Origin of the sequence: Aureimonas endophytica (genome assembly GCF_014642635.1) — a bacterium.
GTDB classification, from domain to species: Bacteria; Pseudomonadota; Alphaproteobacteria; order Rhizobiales; family Rhizobiaceae; genus Plantimonas; species Plantimonas endophytica.
In genome coordinates, this window is the sequence record NZ_BMIQ01000001.1 from 696796 (window position 1) to 718326 (window position 21531).

The window sequence follows — 21531 nt, forward strand, 5'->3', positions numbered from 1 at the left end:
TTTCAGGCGGCCTCGGCCGCCTCCAGCCAGCGGCGCGGATCGGTCGCGGCGCCGGCCGGGCTCGACAGGGCGCGGCAGAGCGCCTCCATCGCGTCCAGCGAATGGACGGGCCGGAACTCGTCCACATAGGGCAGCATCGCGCGCACGCCCCGCGCCCGCGCCGCGAAACCGTCGAAGCGCAGGAGCGGGTTCAGCCAGATCAGGCGCCGGCAGGATTTCCTCAGCCGCTCCATCTCGCCCGCGAGGTCTTCCGTGCTGTCGCGCTCCAGCCCGTCGGTGATGAGGATCACGGTCGGCCCGCGCGTCAGGACGCGGCGCGACCAGTCCTTGTTGAAGCTGCGCAAAGCCTCGGCGATGCGCGTGCCGCCGGACCAGTCCTTCACCGCCGCCGAGCAGCGCTCCAGCGCCTCGTCCGGGTCCTTGTGGCGCAGCGCCCGCGTGACATTGCTGAGCCGCGTGCCGAAGAGAAAGGTATGGACGTGACGCCGCCGCTCACCCAACGCATGAAGAAAATGCAGGAAGATACGGGTATACTGGCTCATCGAACCGGAAATGTCGGCAAGGATGACGAGCGGCGGCTGGACCTCGCGCGGCACGCGGAACTTCGGCAGGATCAGTTCGCCGCCGCCCCGCGCCGAGGCTTGCAGGGTGCGGCGCAGGTCGATGCGCCCGGTGCCCGTCGCCGGGCGGCTGCGGCGCGTCCGCACCCGGTCGTCCGGCAGCCGCAGGGCCCGGATCGCCAGTTTCGCCGCCTCGACCTCGCTGGCGCTCATCTGCGCGAAATCCTTGTGCCGGAGCACTTCGCGGCCCGACATGGTGAAGCGCGCGTCGATCTCGATCTCCGGCCGCGTCTGCCGGCTCTCTCGCGTCCGCGCCCCTTCGAGAAGCGCGTCGGACGCGCGCGTCTCGCCGGCCCGCTTCTTTTCCGGCACCGTGTCGCGGGTGACGGTGGAAGAGAACATCGCGATCATCTTCTCGATCAGATCGCGCGATCGCCAGAACAGGCGGAAGGCCTCGGCGAAGACCACCTCGTCCTCCCGGCGGCTGACGAGCACCGCATGCAGCGTCCAGTAGAAGTCGTCGCGCGAGGACAGGCCGCCGGCCCGCACCGCCGCGATTGCATCGAGCACGGCGGCGGGCCCAAGCTTCATGCCGGCCCGGCGCAGGGTGCGGGCGAAATAGGTGATGTTGTCGGCGAGCCGCCCTTCGGGATCGGCGGCCGGGCTCCGCGCCTCGCTCATCCGGCCAGCGCGAGGTCGCGCTTCACCTCGGCGAGGATGTCCTGCCCCTCGCCCTTCGCCAGCCGCGCGATATCGTCCTGATATTTGAGGAGGACGCCCAGCGTGTCCGAGACCTTGGCCGGGTCCAGCGCCACGGCGTTCAGTTCCGTCAGCGCATTCGCCCAGTCGATCGTCTCGGCGACGCCCGGCGCCTTGAAGAGATCGACGGCGCGCAGGCGCTGGACGAAGGCGACGAGCTCGCGAGCGAGATCGGCATTGGCGCCCGGCGCCTTGCGCCGCACGATCTCCAATTCGCGTTCGGCCGCCGGATAGTCGACCCAATGGTAGAGGCAGCGGCGTTTCAGCGCGTCGTGGATCTCGCGCGTGCGATTGGTGGTGATGATGACGATCGGCGGCTCGGCGGCGCGGATCGTGCCGAATTCGGGGATTGTCACCTGATTGTCCGACAGGATTTCGAGGAGGAAGGCCTCGAAGGCCTCGTCCGTCCGGTCGAGCTCGTCGATCAGGAGCACCGGCGCGCGGCCCGGCGCGCCGTCCAGCGCCTGGAGAATCGGCCGGCGGATCAGGAAGGCTTCGGAAAAGATGCCGGCGCGCATCGCGTCGCGATCCGTGTCGCCGCTCGCCTCGCGCAGGCGGATCTCGACCATCTGCGCCGCATAGTTCCATTCGTAGAGCGCCGAGGCGACGTCGAGACCCTCGTAGCATTGCAGGCGGATCAGCGGGCGGCCGAGCGCCGCGCTCAGCACCTTGGCGATCTCGGTCTTGCCGGTGCCGGCCTCGCCCTCCAGGAACAGGGGCCGGCCCATGCGCAGCGCCAGAAAGAGGACGGTCGCCAGCGGCCGGTCGGCGACATAGTCCTGCGCCTCGAGCAGCGCCAGGGTCGCGTCGATCGAGCCCGGCAGGGCTTCTGTCGAATGGGAGCGGATCGTATCCGACAAGGCATCGTCCTTCGGGCGCCTCGGCCCATGCCAGGATATGGATGCCGGCCCGGCTTTCGCAAGCGCCGCGAGGCGCTTCGCGACAGCGCCTAGAGCAGGCGGTAACCGCGTGCGTGATAGAGAAGCGGCGGCGCATCCGCCCCTTCATGCACCGCTTCGACCTCGCCGATTAGGAGATGATGCGTCGCAATGCGGCGCGCCTCGACCAAGCGGCAGTCGAAGCCGACCAGCGCATCGGCGAGAAGCGGCGCGCCGGTCGCCGCCGCGCTCCAGGTGCCATGGGCGAAGCGCTCGGCGGGATCGGCATCGCCGCCCGCGAAGATGCGCGCGAGGCTCTCGCCGCGCTCGGCCGCCAGCACGTTCACGGCGAAATTGCCGTTCGCGCCGAAGCGCTCGTTGGCGGCGCTCGCGGCGTTGAGGCAGACGAGAAGCGTTGCGGGCCGATCGGACACGCCCAGCACCGCCGTCGCGGTGACGCCGCGTCGCCCGGCCGCCCCATCCGTCGTCACGATATGGACGGCGCTGGCGAAGCGGCTCATCGCATCGCGGAAGGCTTTCGGCTCGATGGTCATCGCGATGGCCGCACGCTGGAGAGACGCCGTGACGCCGGGGTCCTGGAAGCGCGGACGGAAGGCGTCCGAGCCTGCGTCGCAGATAGGCAAAGCCGGCGCAACCCTCGCCGCTGTCGCGGCGCGCCGATTCCCCAGGCGTCCGAAGGGGATCGCCATGCTTTCGGGCTCCATCTCTTAAGCCTCTTCCGCTAGGATGGGGCCGATGACTGTCCCACGCGCCCTTCTGGCGAGCCTCCTTCTCGCCACCCAGGTCCAGGCGGCCGAGCCGCCGCGAATCGGCGTCGCGGCGCCTCTGTCGGGCCCCAACGCCGTTCTCGGCACGCAGCTGCGCGAGGGCGCCCGCCTCGCCGCGCGCTCCCGGGCCGCCCTGGTCGAGGCCGATACCGCCTGCACCGCCGAAGGCGGCCGGAACGCCGCGAACCGCTTCGTCGCGGAAAAGGTCGGCATCGTCGTCGGCTTTCTCTGCACCGAGGCGCTGGAAGCCGCCCTGCCGATCCTGCGCCAGGCCGGCATCGCGACGCTCGATGTCGGCGTGCGGGCCGACCGCTTCACCGCCAAGCGGCGCAAGACCGGCGATCTCGTCTGGCGCCTCGCCCCCTCGTCCCACGCGGAGGCGGATGCGCTGGCGAGCCTCGTCGCCGCGCGCTGGCGCGACCTGCCCTTCGGCATTCTCGACGACGGCTCGGTCTATGCGCGCGACCTCGCCGACGCGCTGCGGCAGAAGCTCGAAGCCGGCGGCCTGAAGCCCTTCGCGCTCGACACCTATCGGCCGGCGGAGGAAAAGCAGTTCGGCCTCGCCCGGCGCCTCGCCCGCACCGGCGTGACGCATTTCGTCGTCCTCGGCGAGCGGGCGGATGCCGCCGTCATCGCCCGCGACGCGGCGGCGAACGGCCAGGCGCTGCAACTTCTCGGCGGCGAATCCCTGCTCGACGAGCCGAACGAGGCGGCCGAACTGCCGGTCGACACGCTGGCGACGGCGCCGCAGGACCGCTTTCCCGGCCTGACGCGCGGCGTCGGCACCGACAATGTCGAGCGCCAGGGCTATTTCGGCCCGGCCTTCGCCGCGACCGAAATCGCGATCGCGGCGGCGTCGAATGGGCAGCCGCCCGCCACTGCGCTGAATGCGGAACGCTTCGCGACCGGTCTCGGCCCGGTACGCTTCGACGCCAATGGCGACGGCGATCTCGCGCTCTTCCGCACCTTCCGCTTCAATGGCCGCGACTTCCGCGAAGAGACCGGGGGATGACCCCTCCCTGGCGCCCGGGACCGCGCAATCTCATGACGGACGTCGCCGGCCTGCGGGTCGGCAGTGCCGAGGACGCGGCGCTGAAGAGCGGCACGACCGCCCTTCTGCTCGACGCCCCGAGCGTCGCGGCGGTGGAGATCCTCGGCGGCGCGCCGGGCACGCGCGAGACCGATCTCCTCGCGCCCGACAAGCTGGTGCCGGGCGTCGACGCGCTGGTGCTGTCAGGCGGCTCGGCCTTCGGGCTCGACGCGGCGAGCGGCGTGCAGTCCTTCCTGCGCGAGGCCGGACGCGGTTTCGAGGTGGCGGGCTTCCGCGTGCCGATCGTGCCGGCGGCGATCCTCTTCGATCTCGCCAATGGCGGGGCGAAGGATTGGGGTCGCCATTCGCCCTATCGCGAGCTCGGCTGGCGTGCGGCGGAAGCCGCCGGCCCCGACTTTTCCATCGGCAGCCACGGCGCCGGCGCCGGCGCGACGACCGCCCTCGTCAAAGGCGGCCTCGGCTCGGCCTCCGCCGTCCTGGCGAGCGGCGTCACGGTCGGCGCGCTCGTCGCGGTGAATGCCGTCGGCTCGCCGCTGGTCGGCCAAGGGCCGCATTTCCGCGCCGCGCCCTTCGAGATCGATGGCGAGTTCGGCGGTCTCGGCCTGCCAGCGCCCTGGCCGGCGGACGGCGCCTTGCCGCTGACCAAACTCGCGCCGCGCCCCTTGCAGGCGACGACCATCGCCATCGTCGCGACGGATGCGGTGCTCGACAAGGCCGGCGCCAAGCGGCTGGCCGTCGCGGCGCAGGACGGCTTCGTCCAGGCGCTCTGGCCGAGCCATACGGATTTCGACGGCGATCTCGTCTTCGGGCTTTCGACCGGGACGAGCGGCGTCGCGCTGGAGGGCGCGGCGCGAATCGAGCTCGCGGCGGCCGCGACCGCGACCATGGCGAGAGCCATCGCGCGCGGCGTCTTCGCCGCGACGCCCGCCGCCGGCGACCGCGTGCCGGCCTGGCGCGCGTTCACCGCCGCGCGAGACGCCATTTGAGGTGAGCGCCCCGCTCTGTTAGAGCGCAGCCATACCCGTTTCAGCGCAGGTATGTTCCCCCGCAATTCGTGCGAATAGGCGAGCGCCCGATGATCCCCCGCTATTCCCGGCCCGAAATGGCCGCCGTCTGGTCGCAGGAGACCAAGTTCCGCATCTGGTTCGAGATCGAGGCCCATGCCTGCGACGCGCTGGCGGAGCTCGGCGTCATCCCGAAGAGCGCGGCGGAAACGATCTGGGAAAAGGGCGGCAAGGCGGTCTTCGACATCGAGCGGATCGACGCGATCGAGCGCGAGACCAAGCACGACGTCATCGCCTTCCTCACCCATCTCGCCGAGATCGTCGGGCCGGACGCCCGCTTCGTCCATCAGGGCATGACCTCCTCGGACGTGCTCGACACCTGCTTCAACGTGCAGCTGGTGAAGGCGAGCGACATCCTTCTCGCCGACATGGACGCGCTGCTGGCGGCGCTGAAGCGCCGGGCCTTCGAGCACAAGGACACGGTGACGATCGGCCGCTCGCACGGCATCCATGCCGAGCCGACCACCTTCGGCGTGAAGCTGGCGCTGGCCTATGCCGAGTTCGAGCGCTGCCGCAAGCGCCTCGTCGCGGCGCGGGAGGAGGTCGCGACCTGCGCCATTTCCGGCGCCGTCGGCACCTTCGCCAATATCGATCCGCGCGTCGAGGAGCATGTGGCGAAGGCGCTCGGCCTTCAGCCGGAGCCCGTCTCGACCCAGGTCATCCCGCGCGACCGGCATGCGATGTTCTTCGCGACGCTCGGCGTCGTCGCCTCCTCGATCGAACGGCTCGCCACCGAGATCCGCCATCTCCAGCGCACCGAGGTGCTGGAGGCGGAGGAATATTTCTCGCCCGGCCAGAAGGGCTCCTCCGCCATGCCGCACAAGCGCAACCCGGTGCTGACGGAGAACCTCACCGGCCTCGCCCGCATGGTTCGCTCCTACGCGATGCCGGCGATGGAGAACGTCGCCCTCTGGCACGAGCGCGACATCTCGCATTCCTCGGTGGAGCGCTATATCGGCCCGGACGCGACGATCACGCTCGATTTCGCGCTGGCGCGGCTCGCCGGCGTCATCGACAAGCTGCTCGTCTATCCGGAACGGATGGACAGGAACCTCAACCAGTTCCGCGGCCTCGTCCATTCGCAGCGCGTGCTGCTCGCCTTGACGCAGGCCGGGCTCAGCCGCGAGGATTCGTACCGCCTCGTGCAGCGCAACGCGATGAAGGTCTGGGAACAGGGCGCCGACTTCCTGACCGAGCTCCTCGCCGACCCGGAAGTGACCGCCGCCCTGCCCGAGGCGGAGCTCCGCGAGAAGTTCGACCTCGGCTATCACACCAAGCATGTCGAGACGATCTTCGCCCGGGTCTTCGGCGCGGCCTGATCGCGTTCAGTCGCGGATCCGCGCCACGAGGCGGAGCGCGACGATGGCGAGAAGAGCGTAGGCGACGAGTTCGACGCTCTCCTCGACACGCGGCAGATGCACCCGCTCGGCGATTTCGGCGAGCGCCAGGGTCAGCGCCGAAAGGCCGGTGATCCAGACATAGCGAAGATTGCGGAGATCGAGGACATCGCGCCAGTTCCATCGGCTGAAGCCCATCACCAGGAGGATGGCGAGGCCGACGATCGCGAGCGCGATGTCCTTGTCGGTCTGCGGCACACAGAGATCGCCGGCCGCATAGGGCCCGCCGCAGCGCGGCACCTCCCGCAGGGTCGCGACGAAGGAGGCGCCGGCCATGCAGAGGCTGAAGAAGGCCTTCGAATCCGTGCTCCGCCACGCGCTCCAGCAGAAGACCAGCGTCGTCACGGCCAGAAGCAGCGCCTGAAGGCTTTCGATCGGGCCGTTCTCGTCGAAGAAGGCGTCCGAGACCGAAAGCGCGTCCGAGGCCGCCGCGAAGACGAGCCCGAGACCGACCCCGACGACCGAGCCGATCAGCCAGCGCCGGGCGCTCGGCCGATCGCCGATCCGCCAGGACCGGGCACCGCCCGCCGGTTCCCCCCTTCCGGCGAGGGAATGTCTGGAAGCGGCCTTCGGCATGCGTGCGATCCCTTGCCGCCGGCAAGGTGCCGGCCCTTCGCATCGGCCATGCCGTCACACGAACGACATGAAACCGGCCAAGCGCTTAGGATCGCAAAGCTTCGTCGCGCAAGCGCCATTCGCCACGCCGGCAAAGGATCGCGGTTCAGGATGCGAGCGCCTGGCGCTCTTCCGCCGCGACGTCGATCTTGAACATCTTGTGGTCCGAGAAGGGCTGGTCGAGGATCTCGATCCGGCACCGGGCGCCGAGTTCGGCCGAGACGAGGCAGGTGTCGAGCGCCGCCCGCCAGGGGCCGAAGCGGAAGGTCGGCCCGAGCAGGCGGTTCGCATGGATCAGCCGCCCGCCGCGCAGGAGCGGCTCCAATTCGCCCTCGCCCGACATCGCGTTGAAGTCGCCGACGACGATGGTCGGCCCTTCCCGCTCGGCGATCCAGCCGGCGATCTGCTCGAACTGGCGCAGCCGGGTACGCTTCAGCAGCGCGCAATGCACCACCATCACGCGGATGCCCTCGATATCGATATCGTAGACCAGCCGCTTCTTGCCGTGGTCAAGATAGCGGCGGGTGAAGTCCACCGTGCGATTGGCGAGAAAGGCATTGGATTTGCCGCGCGAGACCGACAGGCGGCGGTATTTGCGCGTGGCGCTGTATTTGTTGTCGATGGTGCCGGTGAGATGGTGATCTTCGCGCAGCACGGGAAACTGGTCGAAGAAGCCGTTGGTGAAGGAGCCCTGGTCGATCTCCACGAAGCAGGAGAGATCGGGCTTCAGCTCGCGCAGAGTGTTCTTGACCAGCGCCAGGCTGCGCAGCTGCGCGGCGCGCGGCGTGAAGACATGGTGATGCATGCGCCGGATATGATGCGCGAGCGAGCCGTCGATCTCCCGCAGATAGCCGAGATTCGCGTAGACGATCCGGATCATCGGGGTCCTCCTCCCGTCGGACGGCGCGACGGGCCGCGCTTCCGATCCTTGGCCGGCTGTCGAGCCCGGCCCCGTGCCCCATATGCGCTGCGGCGCGGGAGCGGCAAGCGTCGGCGCGAACGGCGCCGAGCCGCGAGGCATGACCGAGGGATGAAGTGACGAGCCATTTCGAAGGGAGCCTGTGGTCGGTCGGCATCGCGCTCGTCACCTGGAGCATCGTCTTCGGCGCGCTCATCGTCATCCCGTTCCGCCGCTCGCCCGCCGCGGCCCAGGCCTGGCTGCTCCTGTTCTTCTTCCAGCCCTATGCGGCGCTGGCCTTCTATTTCCTCATCGGCGATTCCCGGCACCCGAAATGGCGGCGCGAGCGCATCAAGTCGGTGCCGAGCCTCGTCAAGCGCGCTTCGCTCGACATTCCGGCCGATGCGACGGATGCCGCCGCGACGCTGCCGCCGAAGAGTCGCACGGCGGCGCGGCTCGTGCGCTCGCTGGGGCAGCTGCCCTGCACCGCCGGCAACGGCATCCAGCTCGACGCCGACTATAACCGCGTGGTCGACCGCATCGTCGGCGATATCGAGGCGGCGCGCCGCCATGTCCATGTGATGTTCTACATCCTGCAGGACGACGAGGCGGGCAACCGCCTGCTGAACGCCATGGAGCGCGCTTCGACGCGCGGCGTCAAATGCCGCCTCCTGATCGACGCCGTCGGCTCGGCCCATCGCCGCAGCGCGATCGTGCGCCGCCTCGCGGGCACCGGCGTCGAGGTGCATCTCATCCTGCCCTTGCGCATCTGGACGCGGGCGACGCGGGCGGACCTGCGCAACCATCGCAAGATCGTGGTGATCGACGGGCGCGTCGGCTGGGTCGGCTCCCAGAACATGCATCGCATGGAATACGAGCCGAACACCTTCTATCGCGAGGTGATGGCGCGGGTGACCGGCCCGGTCGTGCTCGAACTCCAGTCGGTCTTCATCGGCGACTGGTTCCTCGAAACCGACGAGGACATTTCCGGCCAGGACGTGATGCCATGGCCGGAGGCGACGACCGGCAAGGCTAAGGCGCAGGTGCTGCCGAGCGGGCCGGACCATCCCGACAGCCGCATCGACACGCTGATCACCGATCTCATCCATGCGGCGAGCGAACGCGTGGTGCTGACGACGCCCTATTTCATTCCGAACGAGCCGCTCTCCCTCGCCTTGCGCACGGCGGTCGAGAAGGGCGTGAAGGTGACGCTCTTCATGACCGCCACCACCAACAGCCTGTTCATCGATCAGGCCCAGCGCTCCTATTACGACGAGTTGCTGCATGCCGGCGTCGAAGTGATGCTCTATCGCGAGCGCTTCCTGCACGCCAAGCACCTGTCGATCGACGACGAGATCGCGCTGATCGGCTCGGCCAATATCGACCGCCGCTCGTTTGAACTGAATTCGGAAGTGACGCTCGTCGTCTATGATGCCGGCGTGGTCGACCAGCTGCGCCGGATCGAGAACGACTATCGCGCCAAGAGCCGCCGCCTGACGATCGAGGAATGGGACAAGCGGGGCTTCTTCACGCGCCTCGCCGAAAACGCGATGCGTCTCGTCAGCCCCCTGCTATAGGCCGGAGATGAGCCCGACCCTCGTTCCCGAACTCTCCGTCACCGACTGGCGGCGGAGCACCGCCTTCTACCGCGACCTCATCGGCTTCTCGATTCGCTATGGGCGGGAAGACGAGGGCTTCGTCTATCTCGAACTCGGATCGGCGGAGCTGATGCTCGACCAGATCGGCATCGGCCGCGATTTCGAGACGGCGGAACGCCTTGCCGGCCCGCTCGGCGTCGGTCTGAACCTCCAGATCGAGGTGCCGGATGTCGCGGCGATCGCGGCGCGCCTCGACGCGGCCGGCATCGAGCTCGCCCTGCCGATGGAAGAGAAATGGTATCGCACCGGCGAGCGCGAGGCCGGGCAACGGCAACTCGTAGTCGCCGATCCCGACGGCTATCTCGTCCGTCCGGTCCAGTCGCTCGGCGAACGCGCGATCGGCTAACGGATCGGCGCTGCGTCTAGGCCGGCTCGTCGCGCATATAGGCCGCCGCCTCCTGCCCGGACATCGCCTCGTCCGCATAGGTGAACGTGCCCTCCTCCAGCACCTCGCGGCCGGCCCGCGCCAGGGCGCCGAGGGCGGCGCGCGCGAAGGAGCCGCCGACGCTGATCCGCTTCACGCCCGCCTCGGCCAGGTCCGCGACGGTGAAGCGGGCGCCGGTGAGGCCCATCACCACGTTCACCGGCCGCGACACGGCGGAGCAGACGGTGCGGATCGCATCGAGATCGCGCAGGCCCGGCGCATAGAGCACGTCCGCGCCCGCCTTCTCGAAGGCCTGGAGGCGGCGGATCGTATCATCGAGATCCGGCCGGCCGTGCAGATAGTTCTCGGCCCGTGCCGTCAGAACGAAAGGCAGACCGCGCGCCGCCTCCACCGCCGCCGCGACGCGCTCTGCGGCAAGCTCCAGTTCGAAGATGGGATCGGCGGCATCTTCGGTCGCGTCCTCGATCGAGCCGCCGACGAGCCCCGCCTCCACTGCGAGCCGGATCGTTTCGGCGCAGCTCTCGGGCGCCGCGCCGAAACCGTTCTGCAGATCGGCCGAGACCGGCAGATCCGTCGCCTCGACGATCGCCCGCGCATTGTCGAGAAGCGCCTCGCGCGAGATCGCCGTCGCCGCGTCGATCCGCCCGGCCGAGAAGGCGAATCCGGCGCTGGTCGTCGCCAGCGCCTCGAAGCCGAGCGCGGCGAGAATGCGCGCCGAGCCGGCATCCCAGGGATTGGGAATGACGAAGGCGCCCGGCCGGCGATGCAGCTCCACGAAGGCACGATGCTTGTCGATCTGCGAAACCATGGCCGTTTCCTCCCATCGCGAAGAGCCTAGCGCGATTCGAACAAAGGCGGAACAGCCTTGCGCCTCGCTCGTCTTTGACCCAACGCTCCTCCGCTGGCCGAAATCGCCGGTCCCGTCGCTCTCGGAGGATGCCACCCTTGCCGATCTCGATCGATCTGGTTTTCCCTCCCGGGCTCGACGAGCGCATCACCGTGCTGCGGGCCGGCGACGAAGTGGATGCGGTGTTCGTTCGAACCGAACGCTTCGGTGTTCTGATCGACACGCTGAGCACGCCGAGCCTGTGCCGCGAGGCCCTGCGGCGCCTTGGCGTCGATCCCGAGCGCCAGCCGCTGGTCGTCGTCAATTCGCACATGGACTGGGATCATTTCTGGGGCAATGCCGCGATCGCCGGCAAGGCGCCGATCCTCGCGCATGCCAAGGCCTTCCGGCGCTTCGCCGCCCCCGAAACATCGGCGACCCTGCGGGACAAGCGCGGCGAGGAGAACCGCTTCGGGGAGGTCGAGCTCGTCTCCCCGACGATCGGCTTCGACGGCGCGATGGTGCTGCATGGCGGCGATCTCACCCTCGAACTCCTCCATACGCCCGGCCACACACCGGATCACGTCGCGGTCTGGATCCCCGAGCTCCGCACGTGTCTGGCGGTCGATGCCGTCGAGTATCCGATCCCGGAAGTGTGGAGCGAGGCGCCCGAGGATCTGGCCGATCTGCGCGCTTCGCTGGATCGGCTCCGCCGCCTCGACGCGCGGTTCCTGCTGCCCGCCCATGGCCGCACTCATGCGCCCGAGCTCGTTCAGCGCAATATCGACTATTTCGACGAACTCGCGGCGCGCGTCGCGGCCATGCCCGACACGCGCCTGGCGGCCGACGATCCGGCTCTTTTGCCCGGGCTCGCCTTCGAGGATCTCGTGCCGGACTTCACCTCGGCGGAGACGGCGGTGCTCGCCTTCTATCGCCGGTGCCATGCGAGCAATCGGCGCGCGACGATCCGAACTCGACTGGACTCACTTCGGGACGGCGAGAAGACGGGTGCTTGACTTCACCCCTCGCCCTTTGCATCTGCCGCTTCCATGCGCGTATCCCAGGCAGACATCCTGATCGTTCCCGGCTACAAGGGCGCCGGGCCGGAGCATTGGCAGACGCGGTGGGAGCGTCGCCTCTCCACGGCGCGGCGGGTGGAACAGGCCGAGTGGTCGAAGCCGGTGCGCGAGGACTGGGTGAAGGCCGTCGCCGAGGCGGTGAACGCCTCGACCCGGCCCGTCGTCATCGTCGCCCATTCGCTCGGGGTCGCGACCACCGTCCTCGCGGTGCCGCATTTCCGGCACCATGTCGCGGGCGCCTTCCTGGTCGCGCCTCCCGATGTCGCCAATCCGAAGCTGCGGCCGAAGCATCTCATGACCTTCGGCCCCTATCCGCGCGAGCCGCTGCCCTTTCCGTCCTTCGTGATCGCCAGCCAGAACGATCCGTTCTGCGACTATGCGGTCGCCGAGGACATCGCCCATGCCTGGGGCGCGTTGATTCTCGATGCCGGCAATTCCGGCCATATCGATGCGGAAAGCGGCCACGGGCCGTGGCCGGAAGGGCTGCTCACCTTCGGCAAGTTCGTCTCGCGCCTGTCGACCGATCCGCTTCCCCGGCCGGACCTTACGACGTGACGGCGGCGACGAGTTCCGCCGCGCCGGTTCTTAGAAGGGCGATATCCGAGGCGACGCAGACATAGCGGAAGCCGATCTCGACATAGAGCCGCGCCTCCTCGGCGCTCGCCGCATAGATGCCCGCGAGCTTGCCGGCGGCGTTCGCGGCTTCGAGAATTCGTGCGATCGCCGCGCGCGTCGCGGACCCGCCGACATCGCGCCGCCCCTCGGGCGAAAGCGCGATCGACAGATCGGACGGGCCGACGAAGACCCCGTCGAGGCCGGGAACGGCGAGGATGGCGCCGAGATCGTCCAGCGCGGCGCGCGTCTCGATCATGGCGAAGGCCAGCGTCTCGCGATTGGCGACGGCCATGTAGTCGTCCGGCCCGGCATAGCCGTGAAGATCGACGGCGCGGGACGGGCCGAAGGAGCGCAGGCCCTCCGGGCTGTATTTGACCGCCGCGACGAAGGCGGCCGCCTCCGCCGGGGTCTCGATCATCGGCATGACGACGCCGGAAGCGCCGAGATCCAGCGCCCGCGCCGCCATCGCCCGATCCTCGATCGGCACCCTGACGATCGCGGGCTTGCCGAGCCGTGCCGCCGCCGCCACGCCCGCCGCGACGCTCGCCGTGTCGTGCAACCCGTGCTGCATGTCGAGAAGGATCGCCGCGAAGGGCGAGCGCAGCAGGGCCTCGTGCACGAGCGGATCGGCGAGGCTCGACCAGGCCGAGAGCGTCAGCGTCTCGGCGAGGCGTTCGCGAAGGGCGGGAAGCGGCATCCGATCCTTATTCCGTGAGGACCTGACGCTGGGCCTCGAGCATGTCCTCGTCCATCCGGCGGCGGATGCGATGATCGGACTGTTCGATGCGGCCGGCATCGAAGTCGGAGCGAATCTTCTGGAAGAGCCGCTCGTTGCCGTTCTTCTGCAACGCCGCGCTCACCACGTCCTGAGCATAGAGCGTGGCATCGTCGGAGGAAAGGCCGAGCTTCTCGGCGGCCCAGAGACCGGTCAGCCGATTGCGGCGCGCGGTGATCCGAAACTTCAGTTCCTCGTCATGGGCGAAACGATTCTCGAAGGCGCGCTCGCGTTCACGCATCATGGTCGGTCTGCCTCGTCCTGGTGGGTGGCGCTGACTGCGCCCGACAGGAGGGAAGATGCCATTGAGCTCTTGCCATTCGGCCAAGCGAAAAGCTGCAATTCTATCGAATTGGAACGAATCCGGGGAGGCGGCCGGGAGCCCGCGACGGGCGAGCATTGTTTCGCAAGGCCGTATGGTCTATTCACGCGGACGAGATCGACCTTTCGAACGCCTCCGGCCAGGCGTCTCAATCCGGATAGAGCGCTAATCTATGACACGTCGCCGCCGTATCTACGAGGGCAAAGGCAAAATCCTTTACGAAGGGCCGGAGCCCGGCACGCTCGTACAGTTCTTCAAGGACGACGCCACTGCCTTCAACAAGAAGAAGCACGAGATCGTCGACGGCAAGGGCGTCCTCAACAATCGCATTTCCGAATATATCTTCTCCCATCTGAACCGGATGGGCATTCCGACGCATTTCATCCGTCGGCTGAACATGCGCGAGCAGCTGATCAAGGAAGTCGAGATCATCCCGCTCGAAGTGGTGGTGCGCAACATCGCCGCCGGCTCGCTGGCCACGCGGCTCGGCATCGAGGAAGGCACCGTCCTGCCGCGCTCGATCATCGAGTTCTACTACAAGGCCGACGCGCTGGACGATCCGATGGTCTCGGAAGAGCACATCACCGCCTTCGGCTGGGCGACCCCGCAGGAGATCGACGACGTGATGGCGCTCGCCATCCGCGTCAACGACTTCCTGTCCGGCCTGTTCCTCGGCGTCGGCATCCAACTCGTCGACTTCAAGATGGAGACGGGACGTCTCTTCGAGGGCGACATGATGCGGATCATCGTCGCCGACGAGATCTCGCCCGATTCCTGCCGCCTCTGGGATATCCAGACGCAGGAGAAGCTCGACAAGGACCGGTTCCGCCGCGACATGGGCGGCCTCGTCGAGGCCTATCAGGAAGTGGCGCGCCGGCTCGGCATCATGAACGAGAACGAACCGCCCCGCCCCACGGGGCCGGTGCTGGTCAAGTAAGGCGGCGGCGCAAGGAGCCGCGGCCGGCATCGGCTTTGAAACTCGTCTATTCCCGGGACAGGCTTATCAAGTGATCAAGGCGCGCATCGTCGTCACGCTGAAGAACGGCGTTCTCGACCCCCAGGGCAAGGCCATTGAGGGAGCCCTCGGCACCCTCGGCTTCTCCGGCATCGGCTCGGTCCGGCAGGGCAAGGTCTTCGATGTCGAAGTGGAAGGCGAGGACCGCGATAAGGCCAGGGCCGAACTCGCCGCCATGTGCGACAAGCTCCTCGCCAATACGGTGATCGAGAACTATTCGGTCGAGATCGCCTGACGGAGGCCGCCATGAAATCCGCCGTCGTTCTTCTCCCGGGCCTCAATCGCGACCGCGACATGATCGCGGCGCTGCGCAGCATTTCGGGACGGGAGCCCGTCACCGTCTGGCAGACCGACACGGTCGTTCCCGATGTCGATCTCATCGTCGTGCCGGGCGGCTTCTCCTATGGCGACTATCTGCGCTGCGGCGCCATCGCCGCCCGCTCGCCGGTGATGCGGGCGGTGGCCGAACAGGCGGCGCGGGGCGTCTCCGTGCTCGGCGTCTGCAACGGCTTCCAGATCCTCTGCGAGGCAGGCCTCCTGCCGGGCGCCCTGATGCGCAACACCTCGCTGCGCTTCGTCTGCCGCGAGGTGAAGCTGGAAATCGCGAATGCGGCGACGCGCTTCACCCATGCCTATGCGCCGGGCCAGATCATCCGCTGCCCGGTCGCCCATCACGACGGCAACTACTTCGCCGACGAGGCGACGCTCGCCCGGCTGGAGGGTGAGAGCCAGGTCGTGTTCCGCTATGCCGAGGGCACCAATCCGAACGGCGCCGTCAACGACATCGCCGGCATCGTCAATGCGGCAGGCAATGTGCTCGGCCTGATGCCGCATCCCGAGAACCTGATCGAGCCGGACCATGGCGGCACCGACGGGCGCGGGATCTTCGAAGCGGCGCTCGGCCTCGTGAAGGGACTCGCCGCGTGAAGCGGCTGACGACCATCTTCCTGGCCGTCGTCGCGCTTCTCGGCTCGGCCTGCTCGACGGCGCGGCAATCGCCGCCGCCGCCACGCGCCCAATCGGCGCTCGACCGGATGGAGCGCGTCGCGCTCGCCGCCAATCGCTGCTGGTTCCGCTCGAAGGACCCGGCCTTTTCCGGCTACAGCCTCGCCCCGGAACTCTCCTCCTTCTCCGGCCGGCCGCGCATCCTGCTCGTGCCGAAGGGTCGGCCGGAGGCGAAACCGCTTCTGGTGGTCGAAGGGCGCGACGGCTCGTCGGAGATCGCCACCTACGGCCCGGTGATGGACGGCGCCCTCGCCGCCCGCGTCTCCGGCGACATCCGCCGCTGGAACGGCGGCGCCACGGGATGCTCGGCGTGAGGCGCCGCGCCGTCGCGGGTCTCGCCGCGATCCCGGCGCTGCTCTCCGGCTGCCTCTATGCCAGCGCCGGCTACGAGACCTTCGACTGGCGCGTCGAGCCGGCCGCCTATTCGCAAGGGGCCGCCGAGCCCGCCTTGAGCCCGACCGAGATCCGCTATGCCCGCGAGACGGCGCGCATCGTCTTCCGTCGGCGTGCCGCCGAGCGGACGGCCGGTTTCGTCTCGCAGGGACCGGAGGGCTATGCGCTCTGCCTGCGCGCTGGCCGCGACTATGCCCTCCTCGTCTTCGCCCGCCGCGTCTATGACGAGGCGATCAGCCAAGCCGCCGACGACAACACCATCCTGCGTTCCCCCGCCGACACCGCCGTCTGCCGCGCCAGCGGCCGGCGCTGGGTCGCGACCTGACAGTTCTCGAAGAGTCCGCCATGTCCGCCATCGCCATCACGCCGGAACTCGTCGCCGCCCATGGTCTGAAGCCCGACGAATACGAGCGCATTCTCGCGCTGATCGGCCGCGAGCCGACCATCGTCGAGCTCGGCATCTTCTCGGCCATGTGGAACGAGCATTGTTCCTACAAGTCCTCGAAGCGCTGGCTGCGCACCCTGCCGACCAAGGGCGAGCGGGTGATCCAGGGGCCGGGCGAGAATGCCGGCGTCGTCGATATCGGCGACGGGCTCTGCGTCATCTTCAAGATGGAAAGCCACAACCACCCGTCCTTCATCGAGCCCTATCAGGGCGCGGCGACGGGTGTCGGCGGCATCTTGCGCGACGTCTTCACCATGGGCGCGCGGCCGATCGCGGCGATGAACGCTCTGCGCTTCGGCGCGCCCGATCATCCCAAGACGCGCCATCTCGTCGCCGGCGTCGTCGCCGGGGTCGGCGGCTACGGCAATTCCTTCGGCGTGCCGACCGTCGGCGGCGAGGTGAACTTCCATCCGCGCTATAACGGCAACTGCCTCGTCAACGCCTTCGCCGCCGGCCTCGCGCGGACGGACGCGGTCTTCTATTCGAAGGCGGAAGGCGTCGGGCTGCCCGTCGTCTATCTCGGCGCCAAGACCGGCCGCGACGGCGTCGGCGGCGCCACCATGGCCTCCGCCGAATTCGACGAGAAGATCGAGGAGAAGCGCCCGACCGTGCAGGTCGGCGATCCCTTCACCGAGAAATGCCTGCTCGAAGCCTGTCTCGAACTGATGCGGACCGGCGCCGTCGTCGCCATTCAGGACATGGGCGCCGCCGGCCTCACCTGCTCGGCCGTGGAGATGGGCGCCAAGGGCGATCTCGGCATCGAGCTCGATCTCGACAAGGTGCCGGCGCGCGAGGCGCGGATGAGCCCCTACGAGATGATGCTCTCCGAAAGCCAGGAGCGCATGCTGATGGTGCTGCGGCCGGAAAAGCACGAAGAGGCCGAGGCGATCTTCGTCAAATGGGGTCTCGACTTCGCCGTGGTCGGGCGCACGACGGACGACCTGCGCTTCCGCATCCTGTTCGAGGGCCGGGAGGTCGCCAACCTGCCGATCAAGGAGCTCGGCGACGAGGCGCCGGAATATGACCGGCCCTGGATCGAGCCGGAGCCGGCGAAGCTCGTCCATGCCGCCGACCTGCCGGTGCCGGCGGATCTCAGCGCCACGCTCGTCAAGCTGATGGGCTCGCCGGACATCGCCTCGCGCCGCTGGGTCTTCGAGCAATATGACACGCTGATCCAGGGCAATTCGCTGCAGCGGCCGGGCGGCGATGCCGGCGTCGTGCGCGTCGACGGCCATCCGACCAAGGCCCTCGCCTTCACCAGCGACGTGACGCCGCGCTATTGCGAGGCCGATCCCTATCAGGGCGGTCTCCAGGCCGTCGCCGAATGCTGGCGCAATCTCACCGCCGTCGGCGCCGAGCCGATCGCGGCGACGGACAATCTCAACTTCGGCAATCCCGAGAAGCCCCGCGTCATGGGCCAGCTCGTGAAGGCGATCGAAGGCATCGGCGAGGCCTGCCGCGCCCTCGCCTTCCCGATCGTTTCCGGCAATGTCTCGCTCTACAACGAGACGCAGGGGCAGGCGATCCTGCCGACGCCCACCATCGGCGGCGTCGGGCTGATCGAGGACCGCACGAAGACGGCGCGCATCGGCGGCATGCGGGCGGGCGACGCCCTGTTCCTCGTCGGCGGCGAGGGCAGCCATCTCGGCGCCTCGATCTACCTGCGCGAGATCGCCGGCCGCGAGGACGGCGCGCCGCCCCGTGTCGATCTCGATGCCGAGAAGCGCCATGGCGATTTCGTGCGCGGTCTCATCCGCGCCGGTCAGGTCTCCGCCTGCCACGATCTGTCGGATGGCGGCTTCGCGGTGGCGCTGGCCGAGATGTGCATGGCCGCCGGCCTCGGCGCGGAAGCCACCCTCGGCGACACGCATGAACCGCTCCATGCGGCGCTCTTCGGCGAGGATCAGGCGCGCTACATCCTGGCGGTGCCGATGGAGGCGGCGCCGGATGTCACCGAGCGCGGCGCGGCGGCCGGCCTGCCCTTCCGCCGCCTCGGCATTGTGACGGAAGACGGACGGCTGCGCATCGGCGAGGCCGTCGACGTCGCGGTCGCCGACCTGACGATCGCCCATGAGAGCTGGTTCCCGGCCTATATGTCCGGCGAAGTCGTGCCGAGCGCGGCCGCCGCCTGAGCCTTGGAAGGCGGGCGCCAAAGGCGTATATTCCGCTCCGAGCCGGCAAGACGGCTTGGAGAGGACGATGGACCGGGATCACCGCAACGACGAAGCCCATGAGAATGGCTCTCGCCGCGAAGAGAACGATGCTTCCAGCTTTCGCCCGCTGGAGCAGCCTTCCGTCGAGCATGCGCCGCGCGAGCAGGTCATGAAGGCCGCGCGTGGCGTGATGGCGAGATACCATGGCGTGTTGAGAGAGCTGGCGAAGTAGGCACGTGAAGGTCTTTCTTCTGGGAAAGTCCGACGTGCTCCAGATTCATGCGGAGCAGATCGCCGAGCATGGAGGGCTGGCAGGGATTCGGGACGAAGGCCTTCTGGAATCCGCGCTGGCGCGGGCGGACAACCTCATCACCTATGGGCGCGCTGTCGGCATCTGCGACATCGCCGCATCGCTCGGCTTCGGCTTGGCACGCAACCATCCCTTTTTGGACGGGAACAAGCGGACATCGCTTGTCGTCGCCTTGACGGTCCTGGAACTCAACGGCCGCACGGTGGTGGTTCCGCCCGAGCAACTCCTGATCACCTGGCAGGCTTTGGCCGCCGGCGATCTGGGTGAGACGGCTCTCGCGGACTGGCTGCGTCTGAACTCGCAGCCTCTTTAGGGAGGCGCCCGATTGATCACCCCAGCCGCTCTGCCTATCCTTTTCGAAAGCTGCGGTGAATCCTCGCCGGAGTCGCGATACGGAGCCCGCCCATGCCGATGAACGCGAACGACATCGAGAAGATGATCAAGCAGGGGATTCCCGACGCGACGGTGACGATCCGCGATCTCGCGGGCGATGGCGATCACTATGCCGCCGAAGTCGTGGCGGAGAGCTTCCGGGGCAAGAGCCGGGTGCAGCAGCACCAGATGGTCTATCAGGCGCTCCAGGGGAACATGGGCGGCGTCCTGCATGCCCTGGCGCTGCAGACGAGCGCGCCGAAACCCTGACCCATTCAAATTCGCGGCCCGGCATCGTATCTATGGGGCCGAAACCCGATCCGGGCGCGACCCGGCAGAGCAGGAAGAAGCGATGAGCGGCATCAACGAGTGGATCGACAACGAGGTGAAGTCCAACGACGTCGTCCTCTTCATGAAGGGCACGCCGGCCTTCCCGCAATGCGGCTTTTCCGGTCAGGTCGTACAGATCCTCGACTATATCGGCGTCGAGTATAAGGGCATCAACGTCCTTTCCTCGGACGACCTGCGCCAAGGCATCAAGATCTACAGCAACTGGCCGACCATCCCGCAGCTCTATGTGAAGGGCGAGTTCGTCGGCGGCTGCGACATCGTCCGCGAGATGTTCCAAGCCGAGGAGCTGAAGGAGTTCTTCGCCGAGAAGGGCGTCGCCCTGGCCCCCGCCGCCGCCTGATCCCATCTCCCCAATCGCATTCCAAAGGCCCGCGAAACGCTCGCGGGCCTTTTGTCGTCTGAGCCTTCCGGTCACGCCGCGTCTCGCCGGCTTCGGAGGATGTGATCGCCTCTCGCGACGCAGCGCCTTCCTCGCGCTTGCAAAAGCCGCCCCCGGGCGTAATTGGTGCTGGCAACCCGGAAGGATCCGCGATGTCCGAAGCGTTACGCCCCAGCGCAGCGCAGCGCCTGCCCTATTGGGAACTCGTCACCATGATCGCTTCGCTGATGGCGCTGAACGCCGCGGCGATCGACATCCTGATTCCCGCCCTTCAGGAGATCGGCGCGACGCTCGGCGTCGAGACCGAGAACCAGCGCCAGCTGGCGATCAGCGCCTACATCCTCGGCTTCGGCGGGGCGCAGATCGTCTATGGCCCGCTGTCGGATCGCTTCGGCCGCCGGCCGATGCTCTTCGTCGGCCTCGCGATCTACGTGGCGGCGTCGTTCTGCGCGGCGATGTCGCCGAGCTTCGGCGCGCTTCTGTTCTTCCGCTGCATGCAGGGGATCGGCGCGGCGGCGACGCGCGTCCTCGCCACGTCCATCGTCCGCGACTGCTTCGGCGGCGCGCGCATGGCCAGCGTCATGTCGCTGGTGATGATGGTCTTCATGACCATCCCGATCATCGCGCCCAATATCGGCGTCGCGATCATGGCCTTCGGCAGCTGGCAGGAGATCTTCGTCCTGAACGGGCTCTTCGCCGCGCTCGTCACGTTCTGGGTGGCGCTGCGCCTGCCGGAGACGCTGCATCCCGAGGACCGTCGCCCGCTCACCCTGCGCGCGACGGCCGAGTCCTTCCGCATCGTGCTCGGCAACCGCCGCACGCTCGGCTATTCGCTGGCGACGGCGCTCATTCTCGGCGGCCTCTTCGGCTTCATCAACCAGGCGGAGCAGGTCTATACCGGCATCTTCGGCATCGGGCCGCTCTTCACGCTCTACTTCTCCGCCTCGGCGCTGTTCATGGCGGCGGCCTCGCTGACGAATTCGCGGCTGGTGGAGCGCATCGGCATGCGCCGCCTGTCGCATGGCGCGCTGTGCATCTTCGTGCTTCTGTCGGCGTTGCAGTTCCTGGCGGCGGCGATCTTCGGCGTGCCGCCGCTGCCGCTCTTCCTCGTCCTGATCATCGTCTCGTTCGGGATGTTCGGCTTCATCTTCACGAACTTCAACGCGCTCGCCATGGACCCGCTCGGCCATGTCGCCGGCACCGCCTCATCGGTGCTCGGCTTCATGCAGACGCTGGGGGGCGGCATTCTCGGCGCCCTGATCGGCGCCGGCTTCGACGGCACGCTCCGGCCACTCTTCGGCGGCTTCCTCGTCCTCTCGCTCGGCTCGCTGGTCTGCGTGCTCGTCGCCGAGCGCGGGCGGCTCTTCGCCCGCCCGCGCGAGGTTCATGCGCATCTCGCCGAGGCCGAGGCGCAGGCCCCGGCCGAATGAGACGGGCG

At 68.3% G+C, this 21531-nt stretch carries 26 protein-coding genes; 18 read left to right on the top strand and 8 right to left on the bottom strand.

Translation table 11 applies throughout. From position 1 onward, the window contains the following. Positions 1–2: 2 nt before the first annotated feature. From IEY14_RS03550 to IEY14_RS03560, 3 genes are all read right to left on the bottom strand, one after another. Positions 3–1241 (bottom strand): vWA domain-containing protein, encoded by a 1239-nt coding sequence (locus IEY14_RS03550; RefSeq protein ID WP_188906808.1) that lies wholly within the window; start codon positions 1239–1241, stop codon positions 3–5. Continuing rightward, a complete protein-coding gene (locus IEY14_RS03555; protein ID WP_188906809.1) occupies positions 1238–2179 on the bottom strand; it encodes an AAA family ATPase in 942 nt (313 codons plus the stop codon). Before IEY14_RS03555 ends, IEY14_RS03550 begins: the two co-directional genes overlap by 4 nt. Before the next feature lie 89 nt (positions 2180–2268). Beyond that, complete coding sequence (locus IEY14_RS03560) at positions 2269–2751, bottom strand: flavin reductase family protein (protein ID WP_244639281.1); 483 nt, start codon at positions 2749–2751, stop codon at positions 2269–2271. A gap of 202 nt (positions 2752–2953) precedes the next feature. Between IEY14_RS03560 and IEY14_RS03565 the strand changes: the two genes are divergently transcribed. The 3 genes from IEY14_RS03565 (at position 2954) to purB (ending at position 6419) form a co-directional block, all read left to right on the top strand. Continuing rightward, the gene (locus tag IEY14_RS03565) at positions 2954–3997 is read left to right on the top strand and encodes an ABC transporter substrate-binding protein (RefSeq protein WP_188906810.1); all 1044 of its coding nucleotides are present in this window, start codon (positions 2954–2956) and stop codon (positions 3995–3997) included. Next, positions 3994–5022, top strand: a complete 1029-nt coding sequence (locus IEY14_RS03570; protein WP_188906811.1) for a P1 family peptidase — start codon at positions 3994–3996, stop codon at positions 5020–5022. The genes IEY14_RS03565 and IEY14_RS03570 overlap by 4 nt, the downstream gene beginning before the upstream one ends. A gap of 89 nt (positions 5023–5111) precedes the next feature. Beyond that, a complete protein-coding gene (gene purB, locus IEY14_RS03575) occupies positions 5112–6419 on the top strand; it encodes an adenylosuccinate lyase (protein ID WP_188906812.1) in 1308 nt (435 codons plus the stop codon). A 6-nt stretch (positions 6420–6425) separates the two neighbouring features. On the opposite strand, the gene IEY14_RS03580 is transcribed toward purB, so the two are convergent. Further along, positions 6426–7073 (bottom strand): hypothetical protein, encoded by a 648-nt coding sequence (locus IEY14_RS03580; RefSeq protein WP_188906813.1) that lies wholly within the window; start codon positions 7071–7073, stop codon positions 6426–6428. A 145-nt stretch (positions 7074–7218) separates the two neighbouring features. Then, the gene (locus IEY14_RS03585; protein ID WP_188906814.1) at positions 7219–7992 is read right to left on the bottom strand and encodes an endonuclease/exonuclease/phosphatase family protein; all 774 of its coding nucleotides are present in this window, start codon (positions 7990–7992) and stop codon (positions 7219–7221) included. A 155-nt stretch (positions 7993–8147) separates the two neighbouring features. Here IEY14_RS03585 and cls point away from each other — a divergent pair, with 155 nt between their 5' ends. Further along, positions 8148–9587, top strand: a complete 1440-nt coding sequence (cls, locus tag IEY14_RS03590) for a cardiolipin synthase (RefSeq protein WP_188906815.1) — start codon at positions 8148–8150, stop codon at positions 9585–9587. 7 nt (positions 9588–9594) lie between these two features. Continuing rightward, on the top strand, positions 9595–10014 hold the full coding sequence (locus IEY14_RS03595) for a VOC family protein (RefSeq protein WP_188906816.1): 420 nt from the start codon (positions 9595–9597) through the stop codon (positions 10012–10014). 16 nt (positions 10015–10030) lie between these two features. Here the strand turns inward: IEY14_RS03595 and IEY14_RS03600 are convergent, their stop codons facing one another. Further along, positions 10031–10861 (bottom strand): isocitrate lyase/PEP mutase family protein, encoded by an 831-nt coding sequence (locus IEY14_RS03600; protein ID WP_188906817.1) that lies wholly within the window; start codon positions 10859–10861, stop codon positions 10031–10033. Positions 10862–10998: 137 nt separating this feature from the next. Here IEY14_RS03600 and IEY14_RS03605 point away from each other — a divergent pair, with 137 nt between their 5' ends. Both IEY14_RS03605 and IEY14_RS03610 read left to right on the top strand, forming a co-directional pair. Next, on the top strand, positions 10999–11895 hold the full coding sequence (locus tag IEY14_RS03605) for an MBL fold metallo-hydrolase (RefSeq protein ID WP_188906818.1): 897 nt from the start codon (positions 10999–11001) through the stop codon (positions 11893–11895). Between the two features lie 33 nt (positions 11896–11928). Beyond that, complete coding sequence (locus tag IEY14_RS03610) at positions 11929–12513, top strand: RBBP9/YdeN family alpha/beta hydrolase (RefSeq protein ID WP_188906819.1); 585 nt, start codon at positions 11929–11931, stop codon at positions 12511–12513. Here the strand turns inward: IEY14_RS03610 and IEY14_RS03615 are convergent. Both IEY14_RS03615 and IEY14_RS03620 read right to left on the bottom strand, forming a co-directional pair. After that, a complete protein-coding gene (locus IEY14_RS03615; protein ID WP_188906820.1) occupies positions 12503–13270 on the bottom strand; it encodes an HpcH/HpaI aldolase family protein in 768 nt (255 codons plus the stop codon). The genes IEY14_RS03610 and IEY14_RS03615 overlap by 11 nt on opposite strands. Positions 13271–13277: 7 nt before the next feature. Further along, a complete protein-coding gene (locus IEY14_RS03620) occupies positions 13278–13592 on the bottom strand; it encodes a DUF1476 domain-containing protein (RefSeq protein WP_308422004.1) in 315 nt (104 codons plus the stop codon). Positions 13593–13842: 250 nt separating this feature from the next. On the opposite strand from IEY14_RS03620, the gene purC reads away from it, so the two are divergent. From purC to IEY14_RS03675, 11 genes are all read left to right on the top strand, one after another. Then, complete coding sequence (gene purC / locus IEY14_RS03625; RefSeq protein ID WP_188906821.1) at positions 13843–14607, top strand: phosphoribosylaminoimidazolesuccinocarboxamide synthase; 765 nt, start codon at positions 13843–13845, stop codon at positions 14605–14607. Positions 14608–14677: 70 nt separating this feature from the next. Beyond that, positions 14678–14920, top strand: a complete 243-nt coding sequence (gene purS, locus IEY14_RS03630) for a phosphoribosylformylglycinamidine synthase subunit PurS (protein WP_188906822.1) — start codon at positions 14678–14680, stop codon at positions 14918–14920. An 11-nt stretch (positions 14921–14931) separates the two neighbouring features. Further along, complete coding sequence (gene purQ, locus IEY14_RS03635) at positions 14932–15612, top strand: phosphoribosylformylglycinamidine synthase subunit PurQ (protein WP_188906823.1); 681 nt, start codon at positions 14932–14934, stop codon at positions 15610–15612. Then, complete coding sequence (locus IEY14_RS03640; protein WP_188906824.1) at positions 15609–16004, top strand: hypothetical protein; 396 nt, start codon at positions 15609–15611, stop codon at positions 16002–16004. The genes purQ and IEY14_RS03640 overlap by 4 nt, the downstream gene beginning before the upstream one ends. Next, the gene (locus IEY14_RS03645; protein ID WP_188906825.1) at positions 16001–16408 is read left to right on the top strand and encodes a hypothetical protein; all 408 of its coding nucleotides are present in this window, start codon (positions 16001–16003) and stop codon (positions 16406–16408) included. The genes IEY14_RS03640 and IEY14_RS03645 overlap by 4 nt, the downstream gene beginning before the upstream one ends. Before the next feature lie 20 nt (positions 16409–16428). Next, complete coding sequence (gene purL, locus IEY14_RS03650) at positions 16429–18660, top strand: phosphoribosylformylglycinamidine synthase subunit PurL (RefSeq protein WP_188906826.1); 2232 nt, start codon at positions 16429–16431, stop codon at positions 18658–18660. 67 nt (positions 18661–18727) lie between these two features. Further along, positions 18728–18913 (top strand): hypothetical protein, encoded by a 186-nt coding sequence (locus tag IEY14_RS03655; RefSeq protein WP_188906827.1) that lies wholly within the window; start codon positions 18728–18730, stop codon positions 18911–18913. A gap of 4 nt (positions 18914–18917) precedes the next feature. Then, positions 18918–19304, top strand: coding sequence for a type II toxin-antitoxin system death-on-curing family toxin (locus IEY14_RS03660; protein WP_188906828.1), 387 nt, complete (start codon positions 18918–18920; stop codon positions 19302–19304). Between the two features lie 92 nt (positions 19305–19396). Beyond that, positions 19397–19633: a BolA/IbaG family iron-sulfur metabolism protein gene (locus tag IEY14_RS03665; protein ID WP_188906829.1), complete on the top strand. Its 237-nt coding sequence runs from the start codon at positions 19397–19399 to the stop codon at positions 19631–19633. 82 nt (positions 19634–19715) lie between these two features. Continuing rightward, entirely contained in the window at positions 19716–20054 is a 339-nt protein-coding gene (gene grxD / locus IEY14_RS03670; protein ID WP_188906830.1) for a Grx4 family monothiol glutaredoxin, read from the top strand. A 191-nt stretch (positions 20055–20245) separates the two neighbouring features. After that, entirely contained in the window at positions 20246–21523 is a 1278-nt protein-coding gene (locus IEY14_RS03675; protein WP_373288900.1) for a multidrug effflux MFS transporter, read from the top strand. Positions 21524–21531: the final 8 nt, after the last annotated feature.

Bases quoted from the DNA above. Each gene is read 5' to 3' on its own strand.
- purQ (WP_188906823.1), top strand. From the start codon at position 14,932: ATGAAATCCGCCGTCGTTCTTCTCCCGGGCCTCAATCGCGACCGCGAC.
- IEY14_RS03600 (WP_188906817.1), bottom strand. From the start codon at position 10,861: ATGGTTTCGCAGATCGACAAGCATCGTGCCTTCGTGGAGCTGCATCGC.
- IEY14_RS03615 (WP_188906820.1), bottom strand. From the start codon at position 13,270: ATGCCGCTTCCCGCCCTTCGCGAACGCCTCGCCGAGACGCTGACGCTC.
- IEY14_RS03560 (WP_244639281.1), bottom strand. From the start codon at position 2,751: ATGACCATCGAGCCGAAAGCCTTCCGCGATGCGATGAGCCGCTTCGCC.
- IEY14_RS03655 (WP_188906827.1), top strand. From the start codon at position 18,728: ATGGACCGGGATCACCGCAACGACGAAGCCCATGAGAATGGCTCTCGC.
- IEY14_RS03620 (WP_308422004.1), bottom strand. From the start codon at position 13,592: ATGATGCGTGAACGCGAGCGCGCCTTCGAGAATCGTTTCGCCCATGAC.
- IEY14_RS03595 (WP_188906816.1), top strand. From the start codon at position 9,595: ATGAGCCCGACCCTCGTTCCCGAACTCTCCGTCACCGACTGGCGGCGG.
- purL (WP_188906826.1), top strand. From the start codon at position 16,429: ATGTCCGCCATCGCCATCACGCCGGAACTCGTCGCCGCCCATGGTCTG.
- IEY14_RS03675 (WP_373288900.1), top strand. From the start codon at position 20,246: ATGTCCGAAGCGTTACGCCCCAGCGCAGCGCAGCGCCTGCCCTATTGG.
- IEY14_RS03580 (WP_188906813.1), bottom strand. From the start codon at position 7,073: ATGCCGAAGGCCGCTTCCAGACATTCCCTCGCCGGAAGGGGGGAACCG.
- IEY14_RS03565 (WP_188906810.1), top strand. From the start codon at position 2,954: ATGACTGTCCCACGCGCCCTTCTGGCGAGCCTCCTTCTCGCCACCCAG.
- IEY14_RS03570 (WP_188906811.1), top strand. From the start codon at position 3,994: ATGACCCCTCCCTGGCGCCCGGGACCGCGCAATCTCATGACGGACGTC.
- IEY14_RS03585 (WP_188906814.1), bottom strand. From the start codon at position 7,992: ATGATCCGGATCGTCTACGCGAATCTCGGCTATCTGCGGGAGATCGAC.
- IEY14_RS03550 (WP_188906808.1), bottom strand. From the start codon at position 1,241: ATGAGCGAGGCGCGGAGCCCGGCCGCCGATCCCGAAGGGCGGCTCGCC.
- grxD (WP_188906830.1), top strand. From the start codon at position 19,716: ATGAGCGGCATCAACGAGTGGATCGACAACGAGGTGAAGTCCAACGAC.
- IEY14_RS03610 (WP_188906819.1), top strand. From the start codon at position 11,929: ATGCGCGTATCCCAGGCAGACATCCTGATCGTTCCCGGCTACAAGGGC.
- purB (WP_188906812.1), top strand. From the start codon at position 5,112: ATGATCCCCCGCTATTCCCGGCCCGAAATGGCCGCCGTCTGGTCGCAG.
- IEY14_RS03665 (WP_188906829.1), top strand. From the start codon at position 19,397: ATGCCGATGAACGCGAACGACATCGAGAAGATGATCAAGCAGGGGATT.
- purC (WP_188906821.1), top strand. From the start codon at position 13,843: ATGACACGTCGCCGCCGTATCTACGAGGGCAAAGGCAAAATCCTTTAC.